The organism is Streptomyces sp. NPDC102462 (assembly GCF_044765425.1).
Taxonomy (GTDB): domain Bacteria; phylum Actinomycetota; class Actinomycetes; order Streptomycetales; family Streptomycetaceae; genus Streptomyces.
Map to the genome: position 1 here is coordinate 1 of NZ_JBIWKB010000039.1, position 21,474 is coordinate 21,474.

At 70.0% G+C, this 21,474-nt stretch carries 19 protein-coding genes and 1 rRNA gene; 10 read left to right on the forward strand and 10 right to left on the reverse strand.

Translation table 11 applies throughout. The features are described from left to right. Positions 1-93 (forward strand): 5S ribosomal RNA (gene rrf / locus ACIRFL_RS28585); the annotation flags it as partial. 95 nt (positions 94-188) lie between these two features. Then, complete coding sequence (locus ACIRFL_RS28590; protein WP_404033973.1) at positions 189-746, forward strand: GNAT family N-acetyltransferase; 558 nt, start codon at positions 189-191, stop codon at positions 744-746. 185 nt (positions 747-931) lie between these two features. Here ACIRFL_RS28590 and ACIRFL_RS28595 read toward each other — a convergent pair whose 3' ends face one another. The 7 genes from ACIRFL_RS28595 to ACIRFL_RS28625 all read right to left on the reverse strand — a co-directional run bounded on the left by ACIRFL_RS28595 (position 932) and on the right by ACIRFL_RS28625 (position 9,173). Continuing rightward, positions 932-2,518 (reverse strand): type VI secretion protein, encoded by a 1,587-nt coding sequence (locus ACIRFL_RS28595; RefSeq protein ID WP_404033975.1) that lies wholly within the window; start codon positions 2,516-2,518, stop codon positions 932-934. Position 2,519: 1 nt separating this feature from the next. After that, positions 2,520-3,944 carry an ATP-binding protein gene (locus ACIRFL_RS28600; protein WP_404033977.1) on the reverse strand — a complete coding sequence of 475 codons (1,425 nt, stop codon included), beginning with the start codon at positions 3,942-3,944 and terminating at the stop codon, positions 2,520-2,522. A 14-nt stretch (positions 3,945-3,958) separates the two neighbouring features. After that, positions 3,959-5,518: an SCO6880 family protein gene (locus ACIRFL_RS28605; RefSeq protein ID WP_404033979.1), complete on the reverse strand. Its 1,560-nt coding sequence runs from the start codon at positions 5,516-5,518 to the stop codon at positions 3,959-3,961. Continuing rightward, positions 5,515-6,828 carry a hypothetical protein gene (locus ACIRFL_RS28610; protein WP_404033981.1) on the reverse strand — a complete coding sequence of 438 codons (1,314 nt, stop codon included), beginning with the start codon at positions 6,826-6,828 and terminating at the stop codon, positions 5,515-5,517. Before ACIRFL_RS28610 ends, ACIRFL_RS28605 begins: the two co-directional genes overlap by 4 nt. Then, the gene (locus ACIRFL_RS28615) at positions 6,818-7,645 is read right to left on the reverse strand and encodes a hypothetical protein (RefSeq protein WP_404033983.1); all 828 of its coding nucleotides are present in this window, start codon (positions 7,643-7,645) and stop codon (positions 6,818-6,820) included. Before ACIRFL_RS28615 ends, ACIRFL_RS28610 begins: the two co-directional genes overlap by 11 nt. 210 nt (positions 7,646-7,855) lie before the next feature. Next, complete coding sequence (locus ACIRFL_RS28620) at positions 7,856-8,164, reverse strand: hypothetical protein (RefSeq protein ID WP_003991275.1); 309 nt, start codon at positions 8,162-8,164, stop codon at positions 7,856-7,858. A 406-nt stretch (positions 8,165-8,570) separates the two neighbouring features. Continuing rightward, positions 8,571-9,173, reverse strand: a complete 603-nt coding sequence (locus ACIRFL_RS28625) for a TetR/AcrR family transcriptional regulator (RefSeq protein WP_404033985.1) — start codon at positions 9,171-9,173, stop codon at positions 8,571-8,573. Positions 9,174-9,262: 89 nt separating this feature from the next. On the opposite strand from ACIRFL_RS28625, the gene ACIRFL_RS28630 reads away from it, so the two are divergent. The 4 genes from ACIRFL_RS28630 (at position 9,263) to ACIRFL_RS28645 (ending at position 13,162) form a co-directional block, all read left to right on the forward strand. After that, positions 9,263-10,183: an oxidoreductase gene (locus ACIRFL_RS28630; protein ID WP_404033987.1), complete on the forward strand. Its 921-nt coding sequence runs from the start codon at positions 9,263-9,265 to the stop codon at positions 10,181-10,183. Between the two features lie 110 nt (positions 10,184-10,293). After that, the gene (locus tag ACIRFL_RS28635; protein ID WP_404033989.1) at positions 10,294-11,073 is read left to right on the forward strand and encodes a trypsin-like peptidase domain-containing protein; all 780 of its coding nucleotides are present in this window, start codon (positions 10,294-10,296) and stop codon (positions 11,071-11,073) included. Between the two features lie 158 nt (positions 11,074-11,231). Beyond that, positions 11,232-12,233, forward strand: coding sequence for an NlpC/P60 family protein (locus ACIRFL_RS28640; RefSeq protein WP_404033991.1), 1,002 nt, complete (start codon positions 11,232-11,234; stop codon positions 12,231-12,233). Positions 12,234-12,451: 218 nt separating this feature from the next. Next, positions 12,452-13,162 (forward strand): phosphatase PAP2 family protein, encoded by a 711-nt coding sequence (locus tag ACIRFL_RS28645; protein WP_404033993.1) that lies wholly within the window; start codon positions 12,452-12,454, stop codon positions 13,160-13,162. A gap of 466 nt (positions 13,163-13,628) precedes the next feature. On the opposite strand, the gene ACIRFL_RS28650 is transcribed toward ACIRFL_RS28645, so the two are convergent. Continuing rightward, positions 13,629-15,209 (reverse strand): FAD-binding oxidoreductase, encoded by a 1,581-nt coding sequence (locus tag ACIRFL_RS28650; RefSeq protein WP_404033995.1) that lies wholly within the window; start codon positions 15,207-15,209, stop codon positions 13,629-13,631. Between the two features lie 356 nt (positions 15,210-15,565). On the opposite strand from ACIRFL_RS28650, the gene pstS reads away from it, so the two are divergent. From pstS to pstB, 4 genes are all read left to right on the forward strand, one after another. Beyond that, the gene (gene pstS / locus ACIRFL_RS28655) at positions 15,566-16,699 is read left to right on the forward strand and encodes a phosphate ABC transporter substrate-binding protein PstS (protein WP_404033997.1); all 1,134 of its coding nucleotides are present in this window, start codon (positions 15,566-15,568) and stop codon (positions 16,697-16,699) included. Between the two features lie 137 nt (positions 16,700-16,836). Continuing rightward, positions 16,837-17,847, forward strand: a complete 1,011-nt coding sequence (gene pstC / locus ACIRFL_RS28660) for a phosphate ABC transporter permease subunit PstC (RefSeq protein WP_404033999.1) — start codon at positions 16,837-16,839, stop codon at positions 17,845-17,847. Then, positions 17,844-18,905 carry a phosphate ABC transporter permease PstA gene (gene pstA / locus ACIRFL_RS28665; protein WP_404034001.1) on the forward strand — a complete coding sequence of 354 codons (1,062 nt, stop codon included), beginning with the start codon at positions 17,844-17,846 and terminating at the stop codon, positions 18,903-18,905. Before pstC ends, pstA begins: the two co-directional genes overlap by 4 nt. A 50-nt stretch (positions 18,906-18,955) precedes the next feature. Continuing rightward, the gene (gene pstB, locus ACIRFL_RS28670) at positions 18,956-19,732 is read left to right on the forward strand and encodes a phosphate ABC transporter ATP-binding protein PstB (protein WP_404034003.1); all 777 of its coding nucleotides are present in this window, start codon (positions 18,956-18,958) and stop codon (positions 19,730-19,732) included. Positions 19,733-19,841: 109 nt separating this feature from the next. Here the strand turns inward: pstB and ACIRFL_RS28675 are convergent, their stop codons facing one another. Together ACIRFL_RS28675 and ACIRFL_RS28680 are read right to left on the reverse strand one after the other, a co-directional pair. Next, positions 19,842-20,840 carry an anion permease gene (locus tag ACIRFL_RS28675; RefSeq protein WP_404034005.1) on the reverse strand — a complete coding sequence of 333 codons (999 nt, stop codon included), beginning with the start codon at positions 20,838-20,840 and terminating at the stop codon, positions 19,842-19,844. Between the two features lie 7 nt (positions 20,841-20,847). Further along, positions 20,848-21,468 (reverse strand): DUF47 family protein, encoded by a 621-nt coding sequence (locus ACIRFL_RS28680; protein WP_351734678.1) that lies wholly within the window; start codon positions 21,466-21,468, stop codon positions 20,848-20,850. Positions 21,469-21,474 lie beyond the last annotated feature (6 nt).

Consider the following 21,474-nt stretch of genomic DNA (forward strand, 5'->3'; position numbering starts at 1 on the left):
ACGCCCGGTTACATTCCGAACCCGGAAGCTAAGCCTTACAGCGCCGATGGTACTGCAGGGGGGACCCTGTGGGAGAGTAGGACACCGCCGAACTAATTTTGGGAAAACCCCCGTGCCTTTTGGTACGGGGGTTTTCTGCGTTCAGGGCCGGGCGAGGGGTGTCGTAGCGGGGTACTACCGTGGGCCGCATGAGTGCAGACATCGAAGAGCGGTACGTCCTCCGGCACATACGGGCCGATGAGTGGCCCACCGTGAAGGCGCTGCGGCTCGACGCACTGCGGGACCCCGTCGCACGGCTCGCCTTCCTGGAGACGTACGAGGATGCCGTCGCCCGGCCGGACGCCTTCTGGCAGGAGCGGGCGGCCCGGTCCGCGGACGGTGCGGGCGTGGTGCGGCAGTTCGTCGCCGTGGCGCCGGACGGGGTGTGGGCCGGGAGCTTGACCGTGCTGATGGAGGAGGCCGGAACCAAGGACTGGGCCGGGTATCCGGTCGAGCGCCGGCAGGGCCATGTCGTGGGAGTGTTCATCAGGCCGGAGCACCGCGGGCGCGGGCTGATCGAGGCGCTGTTCGCCGTCGGCCTGGAGTGGGCCTGGGAACGCGGGGCCTCGCGGGTCCGGCTGCTCGTGCACGAGGACAACGGACGGGCGCAGGGCGCTTACCGCAAGGCGGGCTTCGTACCCAGCGGGGTCACCGTGGATCTCGCCGGGGGCGGGGGCCGGGAGCTGGAACTGGCCGTCGAACGCTAAGCGCTTCGCTGGCCGGGCCGCGTTGTGCCGTCGGTCGTCTGCGGCTCCGTCGTGGCTGGTCGCTCCCCCAAGTTCTCGGCTTCGCTCGAACAGGGGGGACCCCCATCGCGGCGGCGCCGCATTTCGATACGGCCCCGCGCCCCTTCGGTGCGCTGTCGAACCGGAGCGGACTTCACTGGTCCTGCTTAGACGGGCAGTTCCTGGTGGGGCCAGCGGGTGCGGCCCTGTTCGCGGGAGCGCAGAAGGGCCAGCGTCGGCAGACCCAGGGCCGGCCCGGCGGCCAGCAGCTCCGGGAGCTGGGGGAGTGGGGCCACGGCCGCGACGTCGTCGAGGACGAGGGTCAGTGGTGGGTCGAGCCGACCGGAGGATGACCGTTCGGCCATGCGCCGGCCGCGCTCGACCACGCTGGAGACGAGGGCCGTCAGGAGGGGCATCGCGCCGGGGTTGGTCCTGGGGTCCTCGATGGATTCACCGACCACATAAAGGGTGCCCCCTTCGGAGACAAAGGAATCCAAGGCGAGTGCATCACTTCGGTTCGGGCTGCACGCCTCGCGGATGTTGACCGTGGAGAGCGCGGCGAGTGCCCGGCTGGTCAACTCCTGTGCCATGTCGCGGCGTTCGGGGTGCGCGGTGAGGGCGGCTTCGAGTTCGCCGGCCGCGCCGGGGGCCGCCTTGGGGTTGGTGCGCAGGGTGCGTACCGCGTCCTGGACCTGGGTGCCCTGGGTCCAGCGGTGGACATGGCGGATGGTGCGGCCGTCGACGGCGGCCGCGTGCAGATAGCTGCGGAGCAGCGTCTCGGCCGTGTCCGCGAGGGCCTGGTCCAGCTTGGCCGTGGGTCTGACCGGGGCGAGCAGGGCGGCGGCTCTGTGCCGTGCCGTCTGCTTGTCCTCGCAGCCCGTCGTCGGCGGCCAGTGCAGACGGGCCGGGGTGTCGCAGCGGTGGGTGGGGTCGTACAGGTGGGTGGGGCCGAGTTTGGCCCGGGCGTCCTTCGTCTCCGCCCACAGGGCGGGGTTGGAGGTGACGACCAGGGCCGGGCCTTCCGCGTCGCGTACCGCCTGTGCCGCGGTGGCCTGGCGGGAGGTGGGGTCGGCGTACAGGACGGCGGCTTCGGCCCGGGGTGTCTGCCGGCCGCCGGTCCGTCCGCCGTCGGCCGCGAGGACGGCGGCGGGTTCCTGGGGCCGGGGTTCGCTGCGGGGCACGGGGACCTCGTGCCGGGATTCGAGGGGCCGGGTGGGCGCCGGTTCCGGCGCGATTTCCGGAGCCCCTTCCTGAGCCTGTTCCAGGTGCGGTCCGGGCCGCAGCCCCGGCGTCCGCTCGGCTGCCGTCTCCTGCGTGGCGGGGGCGGCTGCCGGTTCCTGCCCGGCGGGGGCGGGTGCCGTGGCCGTCGTGTGCTGGGAGTGGCGGCGCCGGGCCCGGCCGGCCCGCCAGCGGGCCACCGTGCCGATCACGAAGACGGTCAGCACGAACAGCACCATCAGCTGGCCGATGAACAGGCCCCAGACCAGTCCGTACCCCGACAGCTGGTCGGGTGGTGTCTGCGGCCAGGCGCCGGGGATGTCGTGCGGTTCGGCCATGAGCTGCCGCATCGCCAGCGGGGTGCGGGTGAAGGCGACGCCGGACGGCCAGGAGCCGTGGGCGAACAGGCCCGCGAGGCCCGTGGCCGTCCACACCAGCAGGGTCAGGCCGAGCAGGAACGCGAGCAAGCCCACCAGCAGGCCGTCGGGGACGCCTCCCTGGCCTGTCCGGCGGCGGTCCCGCTCTTCGGTTCTCATCTCAGGCCACCGTCGACTCGGACGACCCGTCCAGGTCGGCGATGTGCTGTTCCACGAAGGCCGCCGCCCGCTGCTCCGCCTCCAGTTCCGCGGCGTGCAGCGCGTCGTCGGCGGCGATGTCGCTGGACGACTCGGTCATCGCCCGGTCGGTGAAGACCAGGGGGCGTTCCGTCTCCGTCACCAGGTGCTTGACCACCTGGACGTTGCCGTTGACGTCCCAGACCGCGATGCCGGGGGTGAGGGTCGGGATGATCTCCACGGCCCAGCGGGGCAGGCCGAGGACCCGGCCGGTCGCCCGTGCCTCGTCGGCCTTCTGGGCGTAGATGGTGCGGGTCGAGGCCATCTTCAGGATGGCCGCGGCCTCCTTCGCGGCGGCGCCGTCCACGACGTCGGACAGATGGTGGACGACCGCGACGAAGGACAGGCCGAGCCGGCGCCCGAACTTGAGCAGCCGCTGGAACAGCTGCGCCACGAAGGGGCTGTTGATGATGTGCCACGCCTCCTCGACCAGGAAGATGCGTTTCTTGCGGTCGGGGCGGATCCAGGTGTGCTCCAGCCACACGCCGACGATCGCCATCAGGATCGGCATGGCGATGGAGTTGCGGTCGATGTGGGACAGGTCGAAGACGATCAGCGGGGCGTCCAGGTCGATGCCGACCGTCGTGGGCCCGTCGAACATGCCGCGCAGGTCGCCGTCGACGAGCCGGTCGATGACCAGGGCCACGTCCAGGCCCCAGGCCCGTACGTCGTCTATGGCGACGTTCATCGCCTCCGCCGACTCGGGTTCCGGGTGGCGCAGTTGCTCCACGATGTCGGAGAGCACCGGCTGGCGCTCGACGATCGTCTCGTTGACGTACGCGTGGGCGACCTTGAGCGCGAAGCCGGACCGTTCGTCCAGGCCGTGCCCCATCGCGACCTCGATGATGGTGCGCAGCAGGGCGAGCTGGCCGGTCGTGGTGATCGACGGGTCGAGCGGGTTGAGCCGGATGCCGTGGTCCAGGGCCGCCATCGGGTCCAGCCGGATCGGCGTTATCCCCAGCTCCTGCGCGATGAGGTTCCATTCGCCGACCCCGTCCTCGCCCTGCGCGTCCAGGACGACGACCTGGCGGTCGCGGAAGCGCAGCTGACGCAGGACGTAGGTCTTCTCCAGCGCCGACTTGCCGTTGCCCGACTCGCCGAGGACCAGCCAGTGCGGTGCGGGGAGCTGCTGCCCGTACAGCTGGAACGGGTCGTAGATGTAGCCCTTGCCGGAGTACACCTCGCGGCCGATGATGACGCCGGAGTCGCCCAGGCCCGGGGCGGCGGTCGGCAGATAGACCGCCTGGGCCTGGCCCGTGGACGTGCGCACCGGGAGTCGGGTCGTCTCGACCTTCCCGAACAGGAAGGACGTGAAGGCGTCCGTGACGACGGACAGCGGGTCCCGCATCAGCGCATCAACCCCTACCTTCGGATTCCGGTGGCGAACGGGAGGGTGTTCACGAAGGCCCGGTGGTGCTCGCGGTCGCACCACTCCAGCTTCAGATACGACTTGCCGGCCGAGGCCCTTATGGTCCGCTTGTCGCGGGCGAGGGCTTCGGGGGAGCGGGCGGAGACGGTGATGTAGCCGACCAGGTTGACCCCGGCGGCGCCGCTGGCCAGGTCCTCGCCGCGCTGGTCGAGACGGGTGTGGGCGGCGATGTCGCGCGGGTCGACGGTGCGGTTCATCTTGGCGGCGCGGCTGGCCTCGGCCTCGTCGTTGGTCTTCTCGGTCAGCATGCGCTCGATGGCGACCTCGGTGGGTTCGAGGTCCATGGTGACCGCGACGGTACGGATGACGTCCGGGGTGTGGACCAGCAGTGGCGCAAGGAAGTTCACGCCGACCGGGGTCATCGGCCACTCCTTGACCCAGGCGGTGGCGTGGCACCAGGGTTCCCGGGTCGCGGACTCGCGGGTCTTGGCCTTGAGGTAGGTGGGCTCCATGGCGTCCAGCTCGGCCGGCCAGGCGTTCCGTTTCGTCATCGCCTGGATGTGGTCGATCGGGTGGTCCGGGTCGTACATGGAGTGGATGAGGGAGGCGAGCCGGCCCTGGCCGAGCGGCTGGCGGACCCGGATGTCGGCCTCCTGGAGCCGGGAGCAGATGTCGGTCAGCTCGCGGGCCATGACGACGGCGAGTCCGGAGTCCCGGTCCAGCCTGCGGCCGGCCTGGGGGCGGGCCGCGCGGGCCATGGCGTGTGCCTCGGCGGCCAGTTCGCGGGAGTAGTGCATGCAGGCGACGAGATAGGCGCGGTGCTGTTCGCTGCTGGTGGACACCATGGACTGCAGCTGTTCGTACGACCGGGCCAGCCACTGCGGTGCCTTCTCGTCGCCGCGCTGGGCGATGTCCTTGGCGTGCGCGTCGGGGTCGGCGGGCAGGGTGCGGGCCAGCATCTGCAGCCGGGTGACGAAGCCGTCGCCGTTGGCCACGTGCTTGAGCAGCGTGCCGAACCGGTCGACAAGGGCCTCCTGGTCCTCGGAGTCGCGCAGTCCGACGCCGGGGCCCTCGATCTCGATGGCGGCGGTGACGGTCTTACGGTCGGCGTGCAGCAGCACGGCGATCTCGTCGGGCCCGAAGGGTGCGGCGAGCCAGCTGATCCGTCCGATGCCGGGGGGCGGGCCGACCTCCACCTCGCGGCCGTCGAGGCGGGTGCCCGCCTCCATGGCGCCGGACCGGTAGACGGTGCCCTGGCGCAGGGTGCGCTTGAAACTGCGGTTGATCTCGAACCACTTGTAGAACGTGCGGCGCTTGTACGGCACGTACACCGCGGCGAGCGCGAGCAGGGGGAAGCCCATCAGCAGCGCGATCCGCAGGGACAGGACGGGGACGAGGAGTCCGCACATCATGCCCAGGAAGGCGCCGCCGATGATGAGCGCGATCTCGCCGGTCTCACGGTTGCGGCCGATGACCGCGTTCGGCCGGGCGCGGCCGATGAGATACGTACGGCGGGGCGTGACCGGATGGGACAGGTGGGACTCGGTCGTCAACGCCCTTCACCTCCCGAGCGGTTGCTGCTGCTGTTGCGGGTGTTGCCGGCGTGCGGTGTCTTGGCCGGGCTGGGCTGGCGCGGTGGGGGTGCGGCGGAGGGGACAGATCCGCCGCCGCCCGGGGTGCGTGTGCTGTGCGCGGCGACTCCGCCGGAGGCCGGGTTGGCCGGGCGGGCGGCAGCGGCGGACGGTTGGCCGCCTCCGTTGTTGTCGGCACGGGCGCTGTGCGTCTTGATGCCCTGGGCGACCAGGGTCGCCGGGGAGCTGATGACCGCGGCCGCCTTGCCCTCGGCGCCCTGCATGATGCGGTTGTTGCGGCCGGTGGCGATCTCGTCGCCGAAGCCGGGGACGAAGCGGTAGATCATCGCGCTGGCGAAGATGGCGAGCAGGATGATGGCGAGTCCGGAGACGACGGCGGAGAACGCGTCGGGGCCGTTGTCCGAGGACAGGGCGCCGGCCAGGCCGAGCACGATGACGATGACCGGTTTGACGAGGATGACCGCGATCATGATGCCGGCCCAGCGGCGTACGTGGCTCCACAGGTTCTTGTCGACCAGGCCGGCGTAGACGACGGTGCCGAGGAGGGCGCCGACGTAGAGCAGGGCGGCGCGGATGACCAGCTCCAGCCAGAGGATGCCGGCGGCGAGGATGGAGACGAGCGAGACGACGATCAGCATGATCGGGCCGCCGCCGATGTCCGTGCCCTTGTCCAGGGCGCCGGCGAAGGTGCCGAAGAAGGTGTCGGTCTGGTCGCCGGTGGTCTTCGCGAGGACGTCCGTGACGCCGTCGGCGGCGGACACCACGGTGTACAGGATCAGGGGGGTGAAGGCGGAGGCCAGCACGGTGAGCCAGAGGAAGCCGATGGCTTCGGACAGGGCGGTGGTGAGGGGGACGCCGCGGACCGCGCGCTTGGCGACGGCGAGGAGCCACAGGAGGAGGGTGAGGATGGTGGACGCGGCGAAGACGACCGCGTACTGCTGGAGGAACTTGGTGTTCGTGAAGTCGACGTTCGCCGTTTCCTGTACCGCGTCGCTGAGCTTGCGGATGGTCCATGACGCGGCGTCGGCGCAGCCCTTGGCGAGAGAACTGAGCGGATCAAGGGTAGAGGTAAGACTCTTCCGAGACTCTCCCCCGGAGTTACTGCCTTGCTCGCAGTACCGCTTGGCGGGACCGCGGATCAGGTCGCAGGAGTTGTCCGTGCTCGGTTCGGGGGTGGGGGCGGCGACCGCTCGGGTCGCGAGCAGCACCGTGGTGGTCTGTACGGCTCCGAGAACGGCCGTGACCTTGAGGGTGCGGTGGTTAGCGCGCATACGTGAGCCCTCCGTACTCCTCGACGGCCTTGGTCATGTCGTCGGCGGTGGACGCCTTCTGGTCGCGGCCGACCGGGACCGGGCCGTCCTTCTGCTGGAAGTCGGTGACTTTCCAGTCGTTGCCGACCCACCGCAGCTTGTAGGTGGTGGTGTACCAGCTCTCGGACACCGGGTTGGTCGAGGCATCGCCGGACAGCCCGAAGAGCGACGTGTACCAGACTTCTACGGTGGTGTTGTCGGTGCCGGACGACGTGACCTTGGTGCCCACGGGAATGATCCGGGAGACGAAGGTCTGGCCGTGCGGGGCGCTGCCGTCCTTGGTGAGACCGATGTTGGACAGGAACGACTCGTTGGAGTAGGCGCTGTCCAGGGCGGCCTGTCTGGCGGCTGCGATGTCGGGGGCGTAGACCGTGTTGACGATTTCGTGTCGTCGGGCCTTGTTGAACATTTCTGCTGAGCCCAGGGCTACCGCGTAGTTGGCTGCTGCGCTTTGGGCGCCTTGGGGGGTGTGGGGGTAGCCGGTGGGGATTCCGGCTGTTGTGGTGCGGACCGGGGTGTCGCCGCTCGGTGCGGTGGCGGAGGTGGCCGGTTTGTCGCTGGAGCCGCGGGCCGGGGAGTCGTCGCTGCCGCCACGGTTCGCGAAGGCGATCGCGGCGATCAGGAGGACGACGACGCCGACGACCGTGACGAGGCTGCGTGAGGACGTGCGGCCGCCCCGGCGGGCCCCGCCGTAGGGGTCGCCTTCGGGGAGCCGGGTGCGGGTCTGACCCGTGTCGGGGTAACCGCCGGAGGTTCCGTTCTCGTCTCCGAGACTCATGCCGCGTACGCTCCCTCGACGTCGTACAGGAACACTCGGTGCCGGACCGCGTAGGTATACGACGGTAGCCGTGCTGGTTCCCGCGCGGGCGCGGTGTGGTGAGTCGACATCAGGGAAACGCAACCTCAGCCGGTGGGCACGACGGGCGGGTGGGGGTAGGGGTACCGGGCGCGCCCGGAGCGGACAGAGAGGTGACCGGGGGCGGTCGGGTCAGACGGCCATGCCGTACACGATGGTGAACAGCGTGCCGAGTGAGCCGATGATGAAGACTCCGGTCAGACCGGCGATGATGAGGCCCTTGCCCTGTTCGGCGCTGAAGGTGTCGCGGAGGGCCGTCGCGCCGATGCGCTGCTTGGCGGCGCCCCAGATGGCGATGCCGAGGCAGAGCAGGATGGCCACGGCCATCACCACCTCGATCATCACCTTCGCTTCGTTGCCCAGGCTTCCGAAGGGCCCCCAGTCCGGAGCGATCCCGCCGATGATGGTGTTGATGTCTCCCTTGTCGGCCGCAAAGAGCATGTAAGTCACCGCCCCTGGTGGGTAGTTCCGCTATCCCCTGCGGTGTGCAGAGGTCAGACCTCATTCTCGCTGACAATGACGCCGTCGCATGTCGACTTGACGTCATTGGTTGGCGGGTTCCGTACGAATACCACGTACGGTCACTCTGTGTATCACGGCAGGTCACGCCGGGCAATGAGGCCTGAGCGGAACCCGTCGTGTGGTGTGCTCGTTGACCTTCTTCACGACCTGGCACGGTTTCTGACGGCTGGTCGGGTGAAACGCCGTGACGATGGTCTCACGGGCGGGGAGACGGGCGGGCGCGCCGCAGGCGTGCGCGGCGGTGCGCCCGGGGCCGCCGGTGCCGGTGCGCCGGCGCGGATCGGTAACTCGTGGGGAAGGGGCGGGGGTTGGCGGGCCTGTGGGGTCAGCGTGGGCGCAGGCCGTACAGGATGTGGTGGATGGACTCTTCGATGCCGGCGAGGGCGGCCTCCGCCTCCAGGGTGCCGCTGGCGACGAGGGCGGCGATGCCGTGCAGGCTGGCGGCGGCGACCATGTTGAGCCGCTCGGGGTCGCCCTGGATGATCTCGCCCCGCTGCTGGGCCTCGGCGACCAGCTGGGTGAGGGAGCCGAGGGACCGTTCGACGGCGGCGGCGAGCGGTGCGGAGCTGTCGGGGCGGTGCTTGCGGGCGAACATCAGCTCCAGCAGCTCGGGGTTGTCGATGGCGAACCCGAGGTAGGCGCGGCCCAGTTCGGTCATCCGCGGTTCGAGGGGCAGCCCGGGGCGGTCGGCGGCCTCAAGAGCCTGTGTCAGCCGCTCGTAGCCGTCGAGGGCGAGGGCGTCCAGCAGGGCCTGCTTGTCCTTGAAGTGCCGGCCCGGGGCGGCATGGCTGACGCCTGCCTCGCGGGCCAGTTCGCGCAGGGACAGCGCGCCGGCCCCTTTCTCCCGAAGGGTGCGCTCGGCGCTGGTCAGCAGCGTGGCGCGCAGGTCTCCGTGGTGATAAGGGCGGGTCGTGGGCATGCACATCATCCTAACCTCATGTTGACGGTGCCTTCTTTGTTGGCGTCGGCAGCATTGTTGTCGTTGACATCATTGTTGGCGTCGCCTACTTTTGGGGCATGGCTACGACGACTGACACGACCGCATGGGACGCGACCCGCCTCCCCGACCTCACCGGCCGCCGGGCCCTCGTCACCGGCGCCAACAGCGGCATCGGCTTCACGGCCGCGGACGCGCTGGCGCGCGCCGGCGCGCACGTGGTGTTCGCCGTCCGTTCCGTGGAGCGCGGCCGGGCCGCCGCCGCGCGGGTGACCGGCAGCACCGAGGTGCGCCGGCTGGACCTGGCCGATCTCGTCTCGGTGCGCGAGTTCGGCGAGGCGTGGCGGGACCCGATCGATCTGCTGATCAACAACGCCGGCGTGATGATGCTGCCCCGGCAGCAGACCAAGGACGGCTTCGAGATGCAGTTCGGCACGAACCACCTGGGCCACTTCGCGCTGACGAACCTGCTGCTGCCGTATGTGACCGACCGGGTGGTCACCGTGTCCTCGGGCGCCCACCGGTGGGGCGACGCGCGGATCCGCTTCGAGGACCTGAACCTGACCCGCGACTACACCCCGCGCGGCGCCTACGCCCAGTCCAAGCTGGCGAACCTGCTGTTCACCCTGGAGCTCCAGCGCCGCCTCACGGAGTCAGGCTCCGCCGTACGCGCCGTCGCCGCCCACCCCGGCTACGCGGCCACGAATCTGCAGAGCCACACCGGGAACCGGCTAGTCCATCTGTTCCTGGCGATCGGCAACAGGTTCTTCGCCCAGGACGACCGGGCGGGCGCCCTGCCCACGCTCTACGCCGCCACCCAGGACCTGCCCGGCGCGAGCTACGTCGGCCCCGGCGGGTACGGCGAGATGCGGGGAGCGCCGACGCTGGTGGGCCGGTCGAGCGCGGCGAGCGACCCGGCCGTGGCCCGCCGCCTGTGGACGGTGTCGGAAGACCTCACCGGAGTCCGCTTCCCGTCGTCCACCGGGGCGTTGAGGAAGTGACCGCCCGTGCCGTACGGGCATGACGACGGCGTACGGCGGGAGCGGGTTCACAGGGAAAACTCAGTTTGGGCGGGGTGGTTTTTCATCTTTGTGGGACAGAGTGGGGGTCGATGAAGCGCATCTCACGCATCTCGGGTACCTCCGGCACCTCGCAGCTGGCGTTGTTCGGCGCCATGGTGCTCCTGGCGGTCACCTCGGCGTCCGTGTCCGCCGCCGACAACGGGCCGGGGCCGCTCGGAGTGACGGCGGTGGCGGCGGAGACCCGGCAGAGCGAGCGGGTCGGCGCGCTGTTCGGCGCCGACCGTGCACCGGACCTGGCCGGTGGCCACTTCTGCACCGCCTCGGTCGTGCACAGCCCGGGGCGGAACCTCATCGTGACGGCGGCGCACTGTGTGGACGAGGACGCGTCCGACCTGGTGTTCGCCCCCGGCTACCGGGACGGGCGGGCGCCGTACGGGCTGTGGAAGGTGGGCAGGCGGTTCCTGCCGGAGGGATGGTCCGAGGGGCAGGACGAGGACAGCGACGTGGCCTTCGCGGTGGTGGCGGACGCGGACGGGAAGCGGATCGAGGACGTCGTGGGGGCGAACCGGTTCGCGCCGGGTACGGCGACCGGGGCGACCGCGGTGACGGTCACCGGGTATCCCGACTCCGGTGAGACGCCGGTCCGTTGCTCCGACAAGCCGTCCGCGCACAGCCGTACCCAGCAGCGGATCGGCTGCCCCGGCTTCACCGGCGGAACCAGCGGCAGCCCCTGGGTCAACGGGGACCACGAGGTCGTCGGCGTACTGGGCGGGCACGAGCAGGGCGGTTCGACGGCGGACGTCTCGTACAGCGTGGTCCTCGGGGCGGAGGCGGCGGAGCTGTACCGGGCCGCGGTGAGCGGCCGGTGAAGCGCGGCTCTGCGGCCAACTGGGCGTATTGAGGGCGGCGGTTCGGGGGGATGCCGTGGGGGAGGGGGGTTCGGCCCCCGTGTCTGGTTTGCTGTGACCCGGCGTCACGGTTGGCGGAAATGGTCATGAACCGCCGTTCTATGGGGGAGTGTTGACCCGTGCGGAAAGTATGGGTGATCGGTGGGGCGGCGGCCGGGCTCGGGCTGAGCTTCGTCATGCTGCTGGTCGTCGGGGTGTACATGGTCGCCGGGAACCTGACCAACGGCATCGGCGCCGGCAGCGTCGGGCTGGCCAAGGGCGCCGTGCCCGCCGCCTACAAGTCGCTCGTGCAGCAGTGGGGCAACCTGTGTTCGGCCATCAACCCCGCGCTGCTCGCCGCCCAGCTCTACCAGGAGAGCGGCTGGGATCCGAACGTGGTCAGCCCGGCCGACGCGCGCGGTATCGCGCAGTTCATCCCGAGCACCTGGGCCACGCACGGCATCGACGGCAACGGCGACGGCAAGCGCGACATCTGGGACCCGCACGACGCGATTCCGTCGGCCGCGTCGTACGACTGCGAACTGGCCAAGTACGTCAAGGACGTGCCCGGGGACACCAGCGACAACATGCTCGCCGCCTACAACGCCGGTGCGTACCGGGTCATAACGGCAGGTGGGGTTCCGGCCATTCGTGAGACCCAGAACTACGTCAAGACGATCCGCACCCTGGAGAAGAGCTTCGCCGCGCCCGTGTCCCGGGTCGACCCCAGCCGGCAGGCGGCCGGAGCCATCGCGTTCGCCCAGAAGAAGCTCGGCACGGAGTATCTGTGGGGCGGCAACGGCACCGCTGACCAGGGCGGACGGTTCGACTGCTCGGGGCTGACCAAGGCCGCGTACGAGAGCGTCGGGATCACGCTGCCGCGGGTCGCCAACGACCAGTACAACGCCGGACCGCACCCGCCGCGGGACGAACTGCTCCCCGGGGATCTGGTGTTCTTCTCGGACGACCTCACCGATTCCCGCGCGATCCGGCACGTGGGGATCTACGTGGGCGGCGGCTACATGATCGACGCGCCGAGAACGGGTGCTGTGATCCGGTTCGACCCGATCGACACCCCGGACTACTTCGGGGCGACCCGGGTCACCGAAGATGGCGCGAAAGCGCTCCCCACGGCGGTGTGACGGATCGTGAACCTACCCCCTGAGCTGCGGCGATGAATCTCTCTTCGGTAACGTCTGCGTGATCATTCGGTGGAGCGTGGAACGTATCAACTGGGGCCGTGCGTTCCTGTTGACGTAGTCGGGCGGACGGTGAGTGCGCACATCTACACACCACGGGGGTGGGCAGCGGCGACGCACACGAGGTGCGTCCCGGAGAACGACGAAGGGGCCGTAGCACCATGGCTGTACTCGCCGAATCCGGCTCGAACCCCGACGTCGACCTGCTCTACGACATCAACGGACTCGCCAAGGACGCGCCCCGGTGGTTCGACCGGGTCATGGAGTTCGTCGGTGAGTACGGGCTGCTGCTCGCCATGGTGCTGCTGGTGGTGTGGTGCTGGTGGTCCGTGCGGCGCCGGTCCGACAGCGAGGAGGAGGCCGCCTCGTCGGTCGCCGCGCTGGTGTGGGCGCCGCTCGCGGCCGCGGTCGCCGTGCTGGTGAACGTGCCGATACGGGGGTTCGTGGAGCGGCCCCGCCCCTTCCTGGACCATCAGGGGCTGGAGGTGCTCGTCTCCGGCAAGACGGACTACTCGTTCGTGAGCGACCACGCGACGATCACCATGGCGCTCGCGGTCGGGCTGTTCGTGGCCAACCGGAGGTTCGGGATCGCCGGGCTCGGGCTTGCGCTGCTGGAGGGGTTCTGCCGGGTCTACATGGGCGTGCACTATCCGACGGACGTCGTCGGCGGGTTCGCGCTCGGCACGGCCGTCGTGCTGCTGCTGTCGCCGCCGGCCATGGCCCTGCTCACGCCGGTGGCGCGGGCGGTGGGGCGGTCGCCGCGGGCCGGTTGGCTGATCCGGCGCCGCACACCGGCGGGCGACGGGGCCGGGGCGAGGGTCCCGGGCGCCCGCAAGCCGACCCCTTCCGAGGAACGCGACCTGGCGGCCTGACGGCCCGCCGACGCCCCAACCCGAAGGCAACCCGGGCACGCCCCGCAAGCGGCCTGACCCGCCGCCCAGGGAGCGCCCGCCGCGGCCCCGCAAGCGGCCTGACCCGCCCAGGCGGTTCGTCGCGACCCGCAAGGTCCGGCGTGCGTCGCAAGTGGTCTGAGCCGCCCCAGGACCGGTTCGTCGCGGGCCGCAAGTGGTCCGGCGGGCGCCGCCGTCCGGGCTCGCGACTCGACGGCTGCCGAGACCAGGTCCGCCGACGACCGTTGCGTTGTTCGTCCTGAATCCCGGCGTGGCGCGCGCCGCGCGGCATGGAAGAGCCCGCCGGGGCCGAACCGGCGCCCGGCGACACCGGCGTGCCGCCCGGCCGGGGCCCGGGCATCGGTGAGCAGACCGTGGGCGCCTTCGGCGAGGTGTGCCGCCGTCACCGTGACCACCACCGCGGTCGGAGCCGAGGCCGGACGGCAGGTCACAGGGACTGCGGGTAGGTGAAGACGTGGTTCGGGTCGTACTGGTTCTTCAGCCGGGTCAGGCGGGGTGCGGCGTCGCCGTAGTACGCCGTGCGCCAGTTCGTCAGGGTCGGGTCCGTGTAGTTCTGGTAGGCCGCGCCGGAGGCGTACGGCTTCATCGCGCCGTGCGCCTCGGTCAGCCAGGACTGTGCGGTGGTCCCCGGTGTGCCGGCCCGCCAGGACGCGATGTACTGGGCCAGCATCCGGGAGCGGCGGTGCACGAAGGCCGTCGCGGTGGGGGAGACGCGGTTGACCGCGCCGCCGAGTGCGGTCAGCGCGATGCTGCCCGAGCCGCCGCGGGCGGCCTGGATCTGGTTCAGGAGCGTCTGGACGCCGGCCGCGGACAGCGACCGGTCGAAGAAGTCGGAGCGGGCGGCGTACGTTTCGCGGCCCAGGGCGCCCTGCGGGGAGCGGCCCGGGGTGGAGCCGGGCAGATGGCACTGGGCCGCGGCGGCGAAGGACGAGCAGCCCGCGTAGACCTCCATCGCCTCCGCGTAGCCGCGGCGGCGCAGGGACACGCTCGACGCGCTCGCGCCCACCGTGGCGGCCAGGCGGTCCACCGCGTTCTGGAGTTCGCCGTAGGTGCCGAGGGAGAAGACGGACAGGGACACGGTGGGGGCGGCGCCGGCCGTGCGCTCCAGGTGCAGGGCCGACCAGATCTCGTCGGGCTGGTCGGGGCCCCATTCCTGCCAGGCCCTGATCACGGCAGCCGCTCTGGCCCACGGCCAGGTCAGATATCCGGCCACGGCCTGCGGCGCGGGGTGGGTGGCGAAGCGCAGTTCGGTGACGACGCCGAAGTTGCCGTTGCCGGCGCCGCGCAGGGCCCAGAACAGGTCCTGGTTGGTCCGTGCGTCGGCGGTCAGTTGCTTGCCGTCGGCGGTGATCAGGGTGGCCCCGGTCAGGCTGTCGCAGGTCAGGCCGTAGGCGCGGGAGACGACTCCGTGGCCGCCGCCGAGGACGAGACCGGAGACGCCGACCGTGGGGCAGGAACCCGCCGGTATCGTCGCGCCCTTGGCGGTCAGCGCGCGGTAGACGTCGATCAGTTTGGCGCCGGCGCCGACGACGGCCGCTCCGCCGCTGACCCGGATCCGGTTCAGCCGTGAGACGTCGATGACGAGGCGGCCGTTACCGGACGACCAGCCCGCGTAGGAGTGGCCGCCGTTGCGTATCGCCACGTGCAGGCCGTGCGCTCCGGCGTACGCCAGGGTGGTCCGGATGTCGTCGGGGTGGGCGACGTAGGCCACCGCAGCGGGCTTCAGGCCGTCGAAGCGGGTGTTGTAGAGGAGCCGGGCGGTGTCCCAGGCCGCGTCGCCGGGGCGGACCAGCTGCCCGTCGAGGTCGCGGGCGAGGGCGCGCCAGTCGGCGGCGGCCGTCGCGCTGGTGGTCTTCAGGGGGGTGCGGGAGGCTGTGGAGCCGAGGGGCGCGCCGGACGCGCTCGTCGAAGCGCCGGCGGAGCGACCACCGCCGGTGGAGCAGCCCGCGGCGACGGCGGCCGTTGCGAGTGCCGCCGCGCCGTGTGAGATGAACGAACGCCGTTCCATGCCGTGCCCTTCGTCGGCTTTCGTGGATCGAGACGGGGTGTCGGCTCGGTGGGTTCCACGGCCGTCGAATATGTGTGCTGTGTGCACGTTACTCGCGCCGTCAAGTGGGCTGCGTGGACCGCCTTTGCGCGTGCGGTCGTCGGGACCTCGACGTGCTCTCCCTGTAAGCATTCCGTGACCTAACCGGGCTGACGGCAGGGGTTCACCCTCCGTTCACCGTTGGCCATCGGCGGCTTCACCTGTTCTGCCTAATTTCGGCCGTACCCGGTGCGGTGTGCGGCAAGAGAGCACAGTCCGCACCACGACGACTACGCGCGCCGCCGACGGTGGCGGCTCCTTGGAAGGAACTCCCGAAAGTGAAGCTTCAGCGCAAGAACCGGCTGCGCGCCCTTTCCCTCGGTGCTGTCGCCGTCTCCGGAGCCCTGGCCCTCACGGCGTGCGGCTCGGACGACACCGGCGACAAGGCCAGCGACTCCTCCTCCTCTTCCTCGTCGGCCGGCACCAGCTCCATCAAGTGCGACGACGCCAAGGGCCAGCTGCTGTCGGACGGCTCCTCCGCGCAGAAGAACGCGATCGACGCCTGGGTGGCCGAGTTCTCCAAGGCCTGCGGCGTGCAGATCAACTACAAGGCCGGCGGCTCCGGTGCCGGTGTCACCTCCTTCAACCAGGGGCAGCTGGCCTTCGCCGGTTCCGACTCGGCGCTGAAGCCCGAGGAGATCACGGCCTCCAAGCAGGTCTGCAAGGGCGGCCAGGGCGTCGACCTCCCGATGGTCGGCGGTCCGATCGCGGTCGGCTACAACCTGGAGGGCGTGGACAGCCTGGTCCTGGACGCCCCGACCCTCGCCAAGATCTTCGACGGCAAGATCAAGAACTGGAACGACGAGGCCATCAAGAAGCTGAACCCCGACGCGAAGCTTCCCGACCTCAAGATCCAGGCGTACCACCGCTCGGACGAGTCCGGCACCACGGACAACTTCACCAAGTACCTGAAGGCCGCCACCCCGGAGAACTGGAAGTACGAGGGCGGCAAGGCCTGGCAGGCCAAGGGTGGCCAGGCCGCCGCCCAGTCCTCGGGTGTGGCCGCCGGTGTCAAGCAGACCAACGGCGCCATCGGCTACTTCGAGCTGTCCTACGTCGCCGACGGCATGAAGGCCGTCAGCATCGACACGGGTGCCAGCGCGCCGGTCGCCCCGAGCAGCGACGCCGCCTCCAAGGCGATCGCCGACGCCAAGGTCGTGGGCACGGGCCAGGACCTGGCGCTCGAACTGAACTACGCGACCAAGGCCGAGGGCGCCTACCCGATCACCCTCGTCACCTACGAGATCGTCTGCGACAAGGGCAACAAGGCGGACACCCTGCCCGCCACCAAGGCGTTCCTCAACTACATCGCCTCCGAGGACGGCCAGGGCAAGCTCGCCGACCTCGGCTACGCCCCCATCCCCGCCGACATCATCTCCAAGGTCCGCACCACCATCTCGGGCCTGAGCTGAACTGAGAGTGCGGTCCGGTCCCGGGTCTGACCCGGGACCGGACCGCACCGTCCGGTGCACCGCCGCCATGAGCCGTGCGAGGCGCACGGCTTCGCAGAGCCGTACCTCCCATGCGGCTCCGCAGACCGGAGAACCAGATGGACATAACGACACACAACACAACAGACGCCCCTCCCCCCACCCCACAGCCGACCGAGGCCGAGCAGAAGCGTTCCGCCCGTGGCGCCACCCGGCCCGGAGACCGGATCTTCCTCGGCCTCTCCCGTGGGTCGGGCATCCTGCTGTTGGTGATCATGGCCGCGATCGCGGTCTTCCTCACCTATCGGGCGGCCCTCGCCATCAGCAAGGACCACGGCAACTTCCTGACCACCTTCGAGTGGAACACCGGCATCCAGCCGCCCACCTTCGGCATCGCCGTCCTGGCCTACGGCACGGTGATCTCCTCGGTCATCGCCATGGTCATCGCGGTCCCGATCGCGGTCGCCATCGCGCTGTTCCTCACCCACTACGCACCGCGCCGGCTGAGCGGCCCGATCGCCTATGTGATCGACCTGCTCGCCGCCGTGCCCTCCATCGTCTACGGCCTGTGGGGCGCGCTGATCCTCGTACCGCATCTGAACGGCCTGTTCGGCTGGCTGAACGACTACCTCGGCTGGACCGGCATCTTCTCCTGGGACGAGGGCGCCCCGCGCTCGATGCTCACCGTCGGCATCCTGCTCGCGATCATGATCCTGCCGGTCATCACCAACGTGAGCCGCGAGGTCTTCCGCCAGGTCCCGCAGATGCACGAGGAGGCGGCCCTGGCCCTCGGCGCCACGCGCTGGGAGGTCATCCGGATGGCCGTCCTGCCCTTCGGCCGCTCCGGTGTGATCTCCGCCTCGATGCTGGGCCTCGGCCGCGCGCTCGGCGAGACGATGGCCGTCGCGACCGTGCTCTCCCCGGACTTCCTCATCCACGCCAGCCTGCTCAACACGGGCGGCGGCACCTTCGCCCAGAACATCGCCAGCAAGTTCGGCGAGGCGGACGAATTCGGCCGTGACGCGCTGATCGCCTCCGGTCTGGTCCTGTTCGTCATCACCCTGCTGGTCAACGGCGCGGCCCGCATGATCATCGCGCGCCGTGCGGAGTACTCGGGGGCCAACGCATGAGCAACGCCGCCATCGCCGACAAGCGCCCCAGCGCCCTGCGCGGCGCCAGCCTGCCGAAGTGGTCGCCGTGGGCGATCGCCGCCGGCTCGGTGGCCGTGGCCATCGGCATCAGCCTGGCCGCCGGCTTCGACAGCAAGATCCAGTGGGGCCTGCTGTCCGGGCTGATCTTCCTTGTCGCCACCTACGGCATCGCCGCCCGCGTCGAGGGCCGCCGCCAGGCCAAGGACCGCATCGCGACCGGCCTGGTCTGGGTCGCCTTCCTGCTCGCCGTCGTGCCGCTGGTCTCCCTGGTGTGGACGACCGTCTCGCGCGGTGTGAAGGTCCTCGACATCTACTTCCTGACCCACTCGATGGGCATCGTCGCCGACGCCCAGCCGGGCGGCGGCGTCTACCACGCCATCATCGGCAGCCTGGAGCAGGTCGGCCTCGCCACGATCATCGCCGCGCCGATCGGCATCCTCACCGCGGTCTACCTGGTCGAGTACGGCCGCGGCAAGCTCTCCCGGGCCGTCACCTTCTTCGTGGACGTGATGACCGGTGTCCCGTCGATCGTCGCCGGTCTGTTCATCCTCAGCCTCATGCTGATCTTCGAGATGGAGCCGTTCGGCTTCGCCGGTTCGCTGGCCCTCGCCATCCTGATGATGCCGGTGGTCGTGCGCTCCACGGAGGAGATGCTCAAGCTCGTCCCGAACGAGCTGCGCGAGGCGTCCCTGGCGCTCGGCGTCCCGAAGTGGCGCACCATCCTGAAGGTGGTCCTGCCGACCTCGATCGGCGGCATCACGACCGGCGTCATGCTGGCGATCGCCCGTATCGCCGGTGAGACCGCGCCCGTGCTGCTGCTGGTGTTCGGCAACCGGTACATCAACAACAACCCGTTCGAGGGTGCGCAGCAGTCGCTGCCGCTGTACATCTACCAGCAGTACGCGCAGAGCGCCGGCGCGAACGCGGCGTACGACCGGGCCTGGGCGGCCTCGCTCACCCTGATCGCCTTCGTGATGATCCTCAACCTCGTGGCCCGCGGCATCGCCCGCTGGAAGGCCCCGAAGTCCGGTCGCTGAGGCGGCCACACAGCGACCAGACTCCCCCCTCGAAAGAAGCAGTGATTTACATGGCCAAGCGAATTGACGTCAGCGGCCTCAGCGCCTATTACGGCTCCTTCCGGGCCATCGAGGACATCTCGATGACGATCGAGCCCCGTACCGTCACGGCCTTCATCGGCCCGTCCGGCTGCGGCAAGTCCACCTTCCTGCGCACCCTGAACCGGATGCACGAGGTGACGGCCGGCGGACGGGTCGAGGGCAAGGTCATGCTCGACGACGAGAACCTGTACGGCGCCGGGGTCGACCCGGTGGCCGTGCGGCGCGAGGTCGGCATGGTCTTCCAGCGCCCCAACCCGTTCCCCACGATGTCCGTCTTCGAGAACGTCGCGGCGGGCCTGCGGCTGAACGGCTCGTACAAGAAGAACGAGCTGGAGGACGTCGTCGAGAAGTCGCTCCGCGGCGCGAACCTCTGGAACGAGGTGAAGGACCGCCTGAACAAGCCCGGGTCCGGTCTCTCCGGCGGTCAGCAGCAGCGTCTGTGCATCGCCCGCGCCATCGCGGTGGAGCCGAAGGTGCTGCTCATGGACGAGCCCTGCTCGGCCCTCGACCCCATCTCGACCCTCGCGATCGAGGACCTGATCGGCGAGCTGAAGGACCGCTTCACGATCGTCATCGTGACGCACAACATGCAGCAGGCGGCCCGGGTCTCCGACCGTACGGCGTTCTTCAACCTCTCGGCGGTCGGGCAGCCCGGCAAGCTGATCGAGATCGACGACACCGAGCGCATCTTCTCCAACCCGTCGGTGCAGGCGACGGAGGACTACATCTCCGGGCGCTTCGGCTAGACCCGACGCCGCAAGAACCCCTCGCGGTGCTGCATGGCGGTGCCACCGCGAGGACGAGAAGGGCCCGCCCCTGGCTCCCGGGGGCGGGCCCGCTCGTCGTTTGCGTCGGCTACAGGAACGCCAGGTCCAGGACGCCGAACACGGCCGCCGCGACCAGGGCCGCCGCCGGCATCGTGATGAACCAGCCGAGGACGATGTTCTTCGCCACGCCCCAGCGGACCGCGTTGACACGCTTGGTCGCGCCGACGCCCATGATGGCCGAGGTGATGACGTGGGTCGTGGAGATCGGCGCCTTGAACAGGAACGCCGTGGTGAACATGATGGCCGCGCCGGTGGTCTCGGCCGCGAAGCCCTGCGGCGGATCCAACTCGATGATCTTGCGGCCGAGGGTGCGCATGATGCGCCAGCCACCCGCGTAGGTGCCGAGCGACAGCATCACGGCGCACACGATCTTGACCCACACCGGGATCGGGTCGCCGTAGGTCTCATGGCCGGAAATCACCAGTGCCATCACCACCACGCCCATGGTCTTCTGGGCGTCCTGGAGGCCGTGTCCGAGGGCCATGCCGGCCGCAGACACGGTCTGGGCTATGCGGAAGCCCCGCTTGGCCTTGTGCGGGTTGGCCCGCCGGAAGATCCACATGATGGCCGTCATCACCAGGTAGCCGACGATCAGGCCGACCACCGGCGACACGAACATCGGGATGATGACCTTGTCGACCACGCCGCTCCAGAACACCGTGGTGCCGCCCGCGAGCGCCGCCCCCACCAGGCCGCCGAACAGGGCGTGCGAGGACGAGGACGGCAGGCCGAAGTACCAGGTGACCAGGTTCCAGGCGATGGCGCCGAGCAGCCCCGCGAACAGGATGCCCATCCCTTGCGAGCCCTCGGGCGTCTGGATCAGGCCCTCGCTGACGGTCTTGGCGACCCCGCTGCCCATGAAGGCGCCGGCGAGGTTCATCACGGCCGCCATCGCCAGCGCGGCCCGCGGGGTCAGCGCGCGCGTCGACACCGAGGTGGCGATCGCGTTCGCGGAGTCGTGGAATCCGTTCGTGTACGTGAAAAAGAGCGCGACCGCGACGGTCACGACCAGGGCGAAGGTGTCCATCGACGCCTCAGGACTCCTTGACGGCGATGGTCTCCACCGTGTTCGCCACGTGCTCGAACGCGTCCGCCGCCTCTTCCAGCACGTCCACGATCTGCTTGAGCTTCAGGACCTCGATCGCGTCGTACTTGCCGTTGAAGAGGTGCGCGAGGAGCTTCCTGTGGATCTGGTCCGCCTGGTTCTCCAGGCGGTTCACCTCGATCCAGTACTCGGTGAGGTTGTCCATGGTGCGCAGGCTCGGCATCGCCTCGGCCGTCAGCTCCGCCGCCCGGGCCAGCACCTCGATCTGCTGCTCGACGCCCTTCGGCAGCTCTTCGACGTTGTAGAGGACGACCAGGTCGACGGCCTCCTCCATGAAGTCCATGATGTCGTCGAGGGACGACGCGAGGGAGTAGATGTCCTCGCGGTCGAAGGGCGTGATGAACGAGGAGTTCAACTGGTGGAAGATCGCATGCGTGGCGTCGTCACCTGCGTGTTCGGCGGCCCTCATACGCTCTGCGATCTCGGCCCGGGCGGGTGCGTCCGCCCCGAGCAGTTCCATCAGGAGTTTCGAGCCGGTGACGATGTTGTCCGCGGACGCGGCGAACATGTCATAGAAGCTCGTCTCCCTGGGGGTCAGACGAAAGCGCACTTGGGG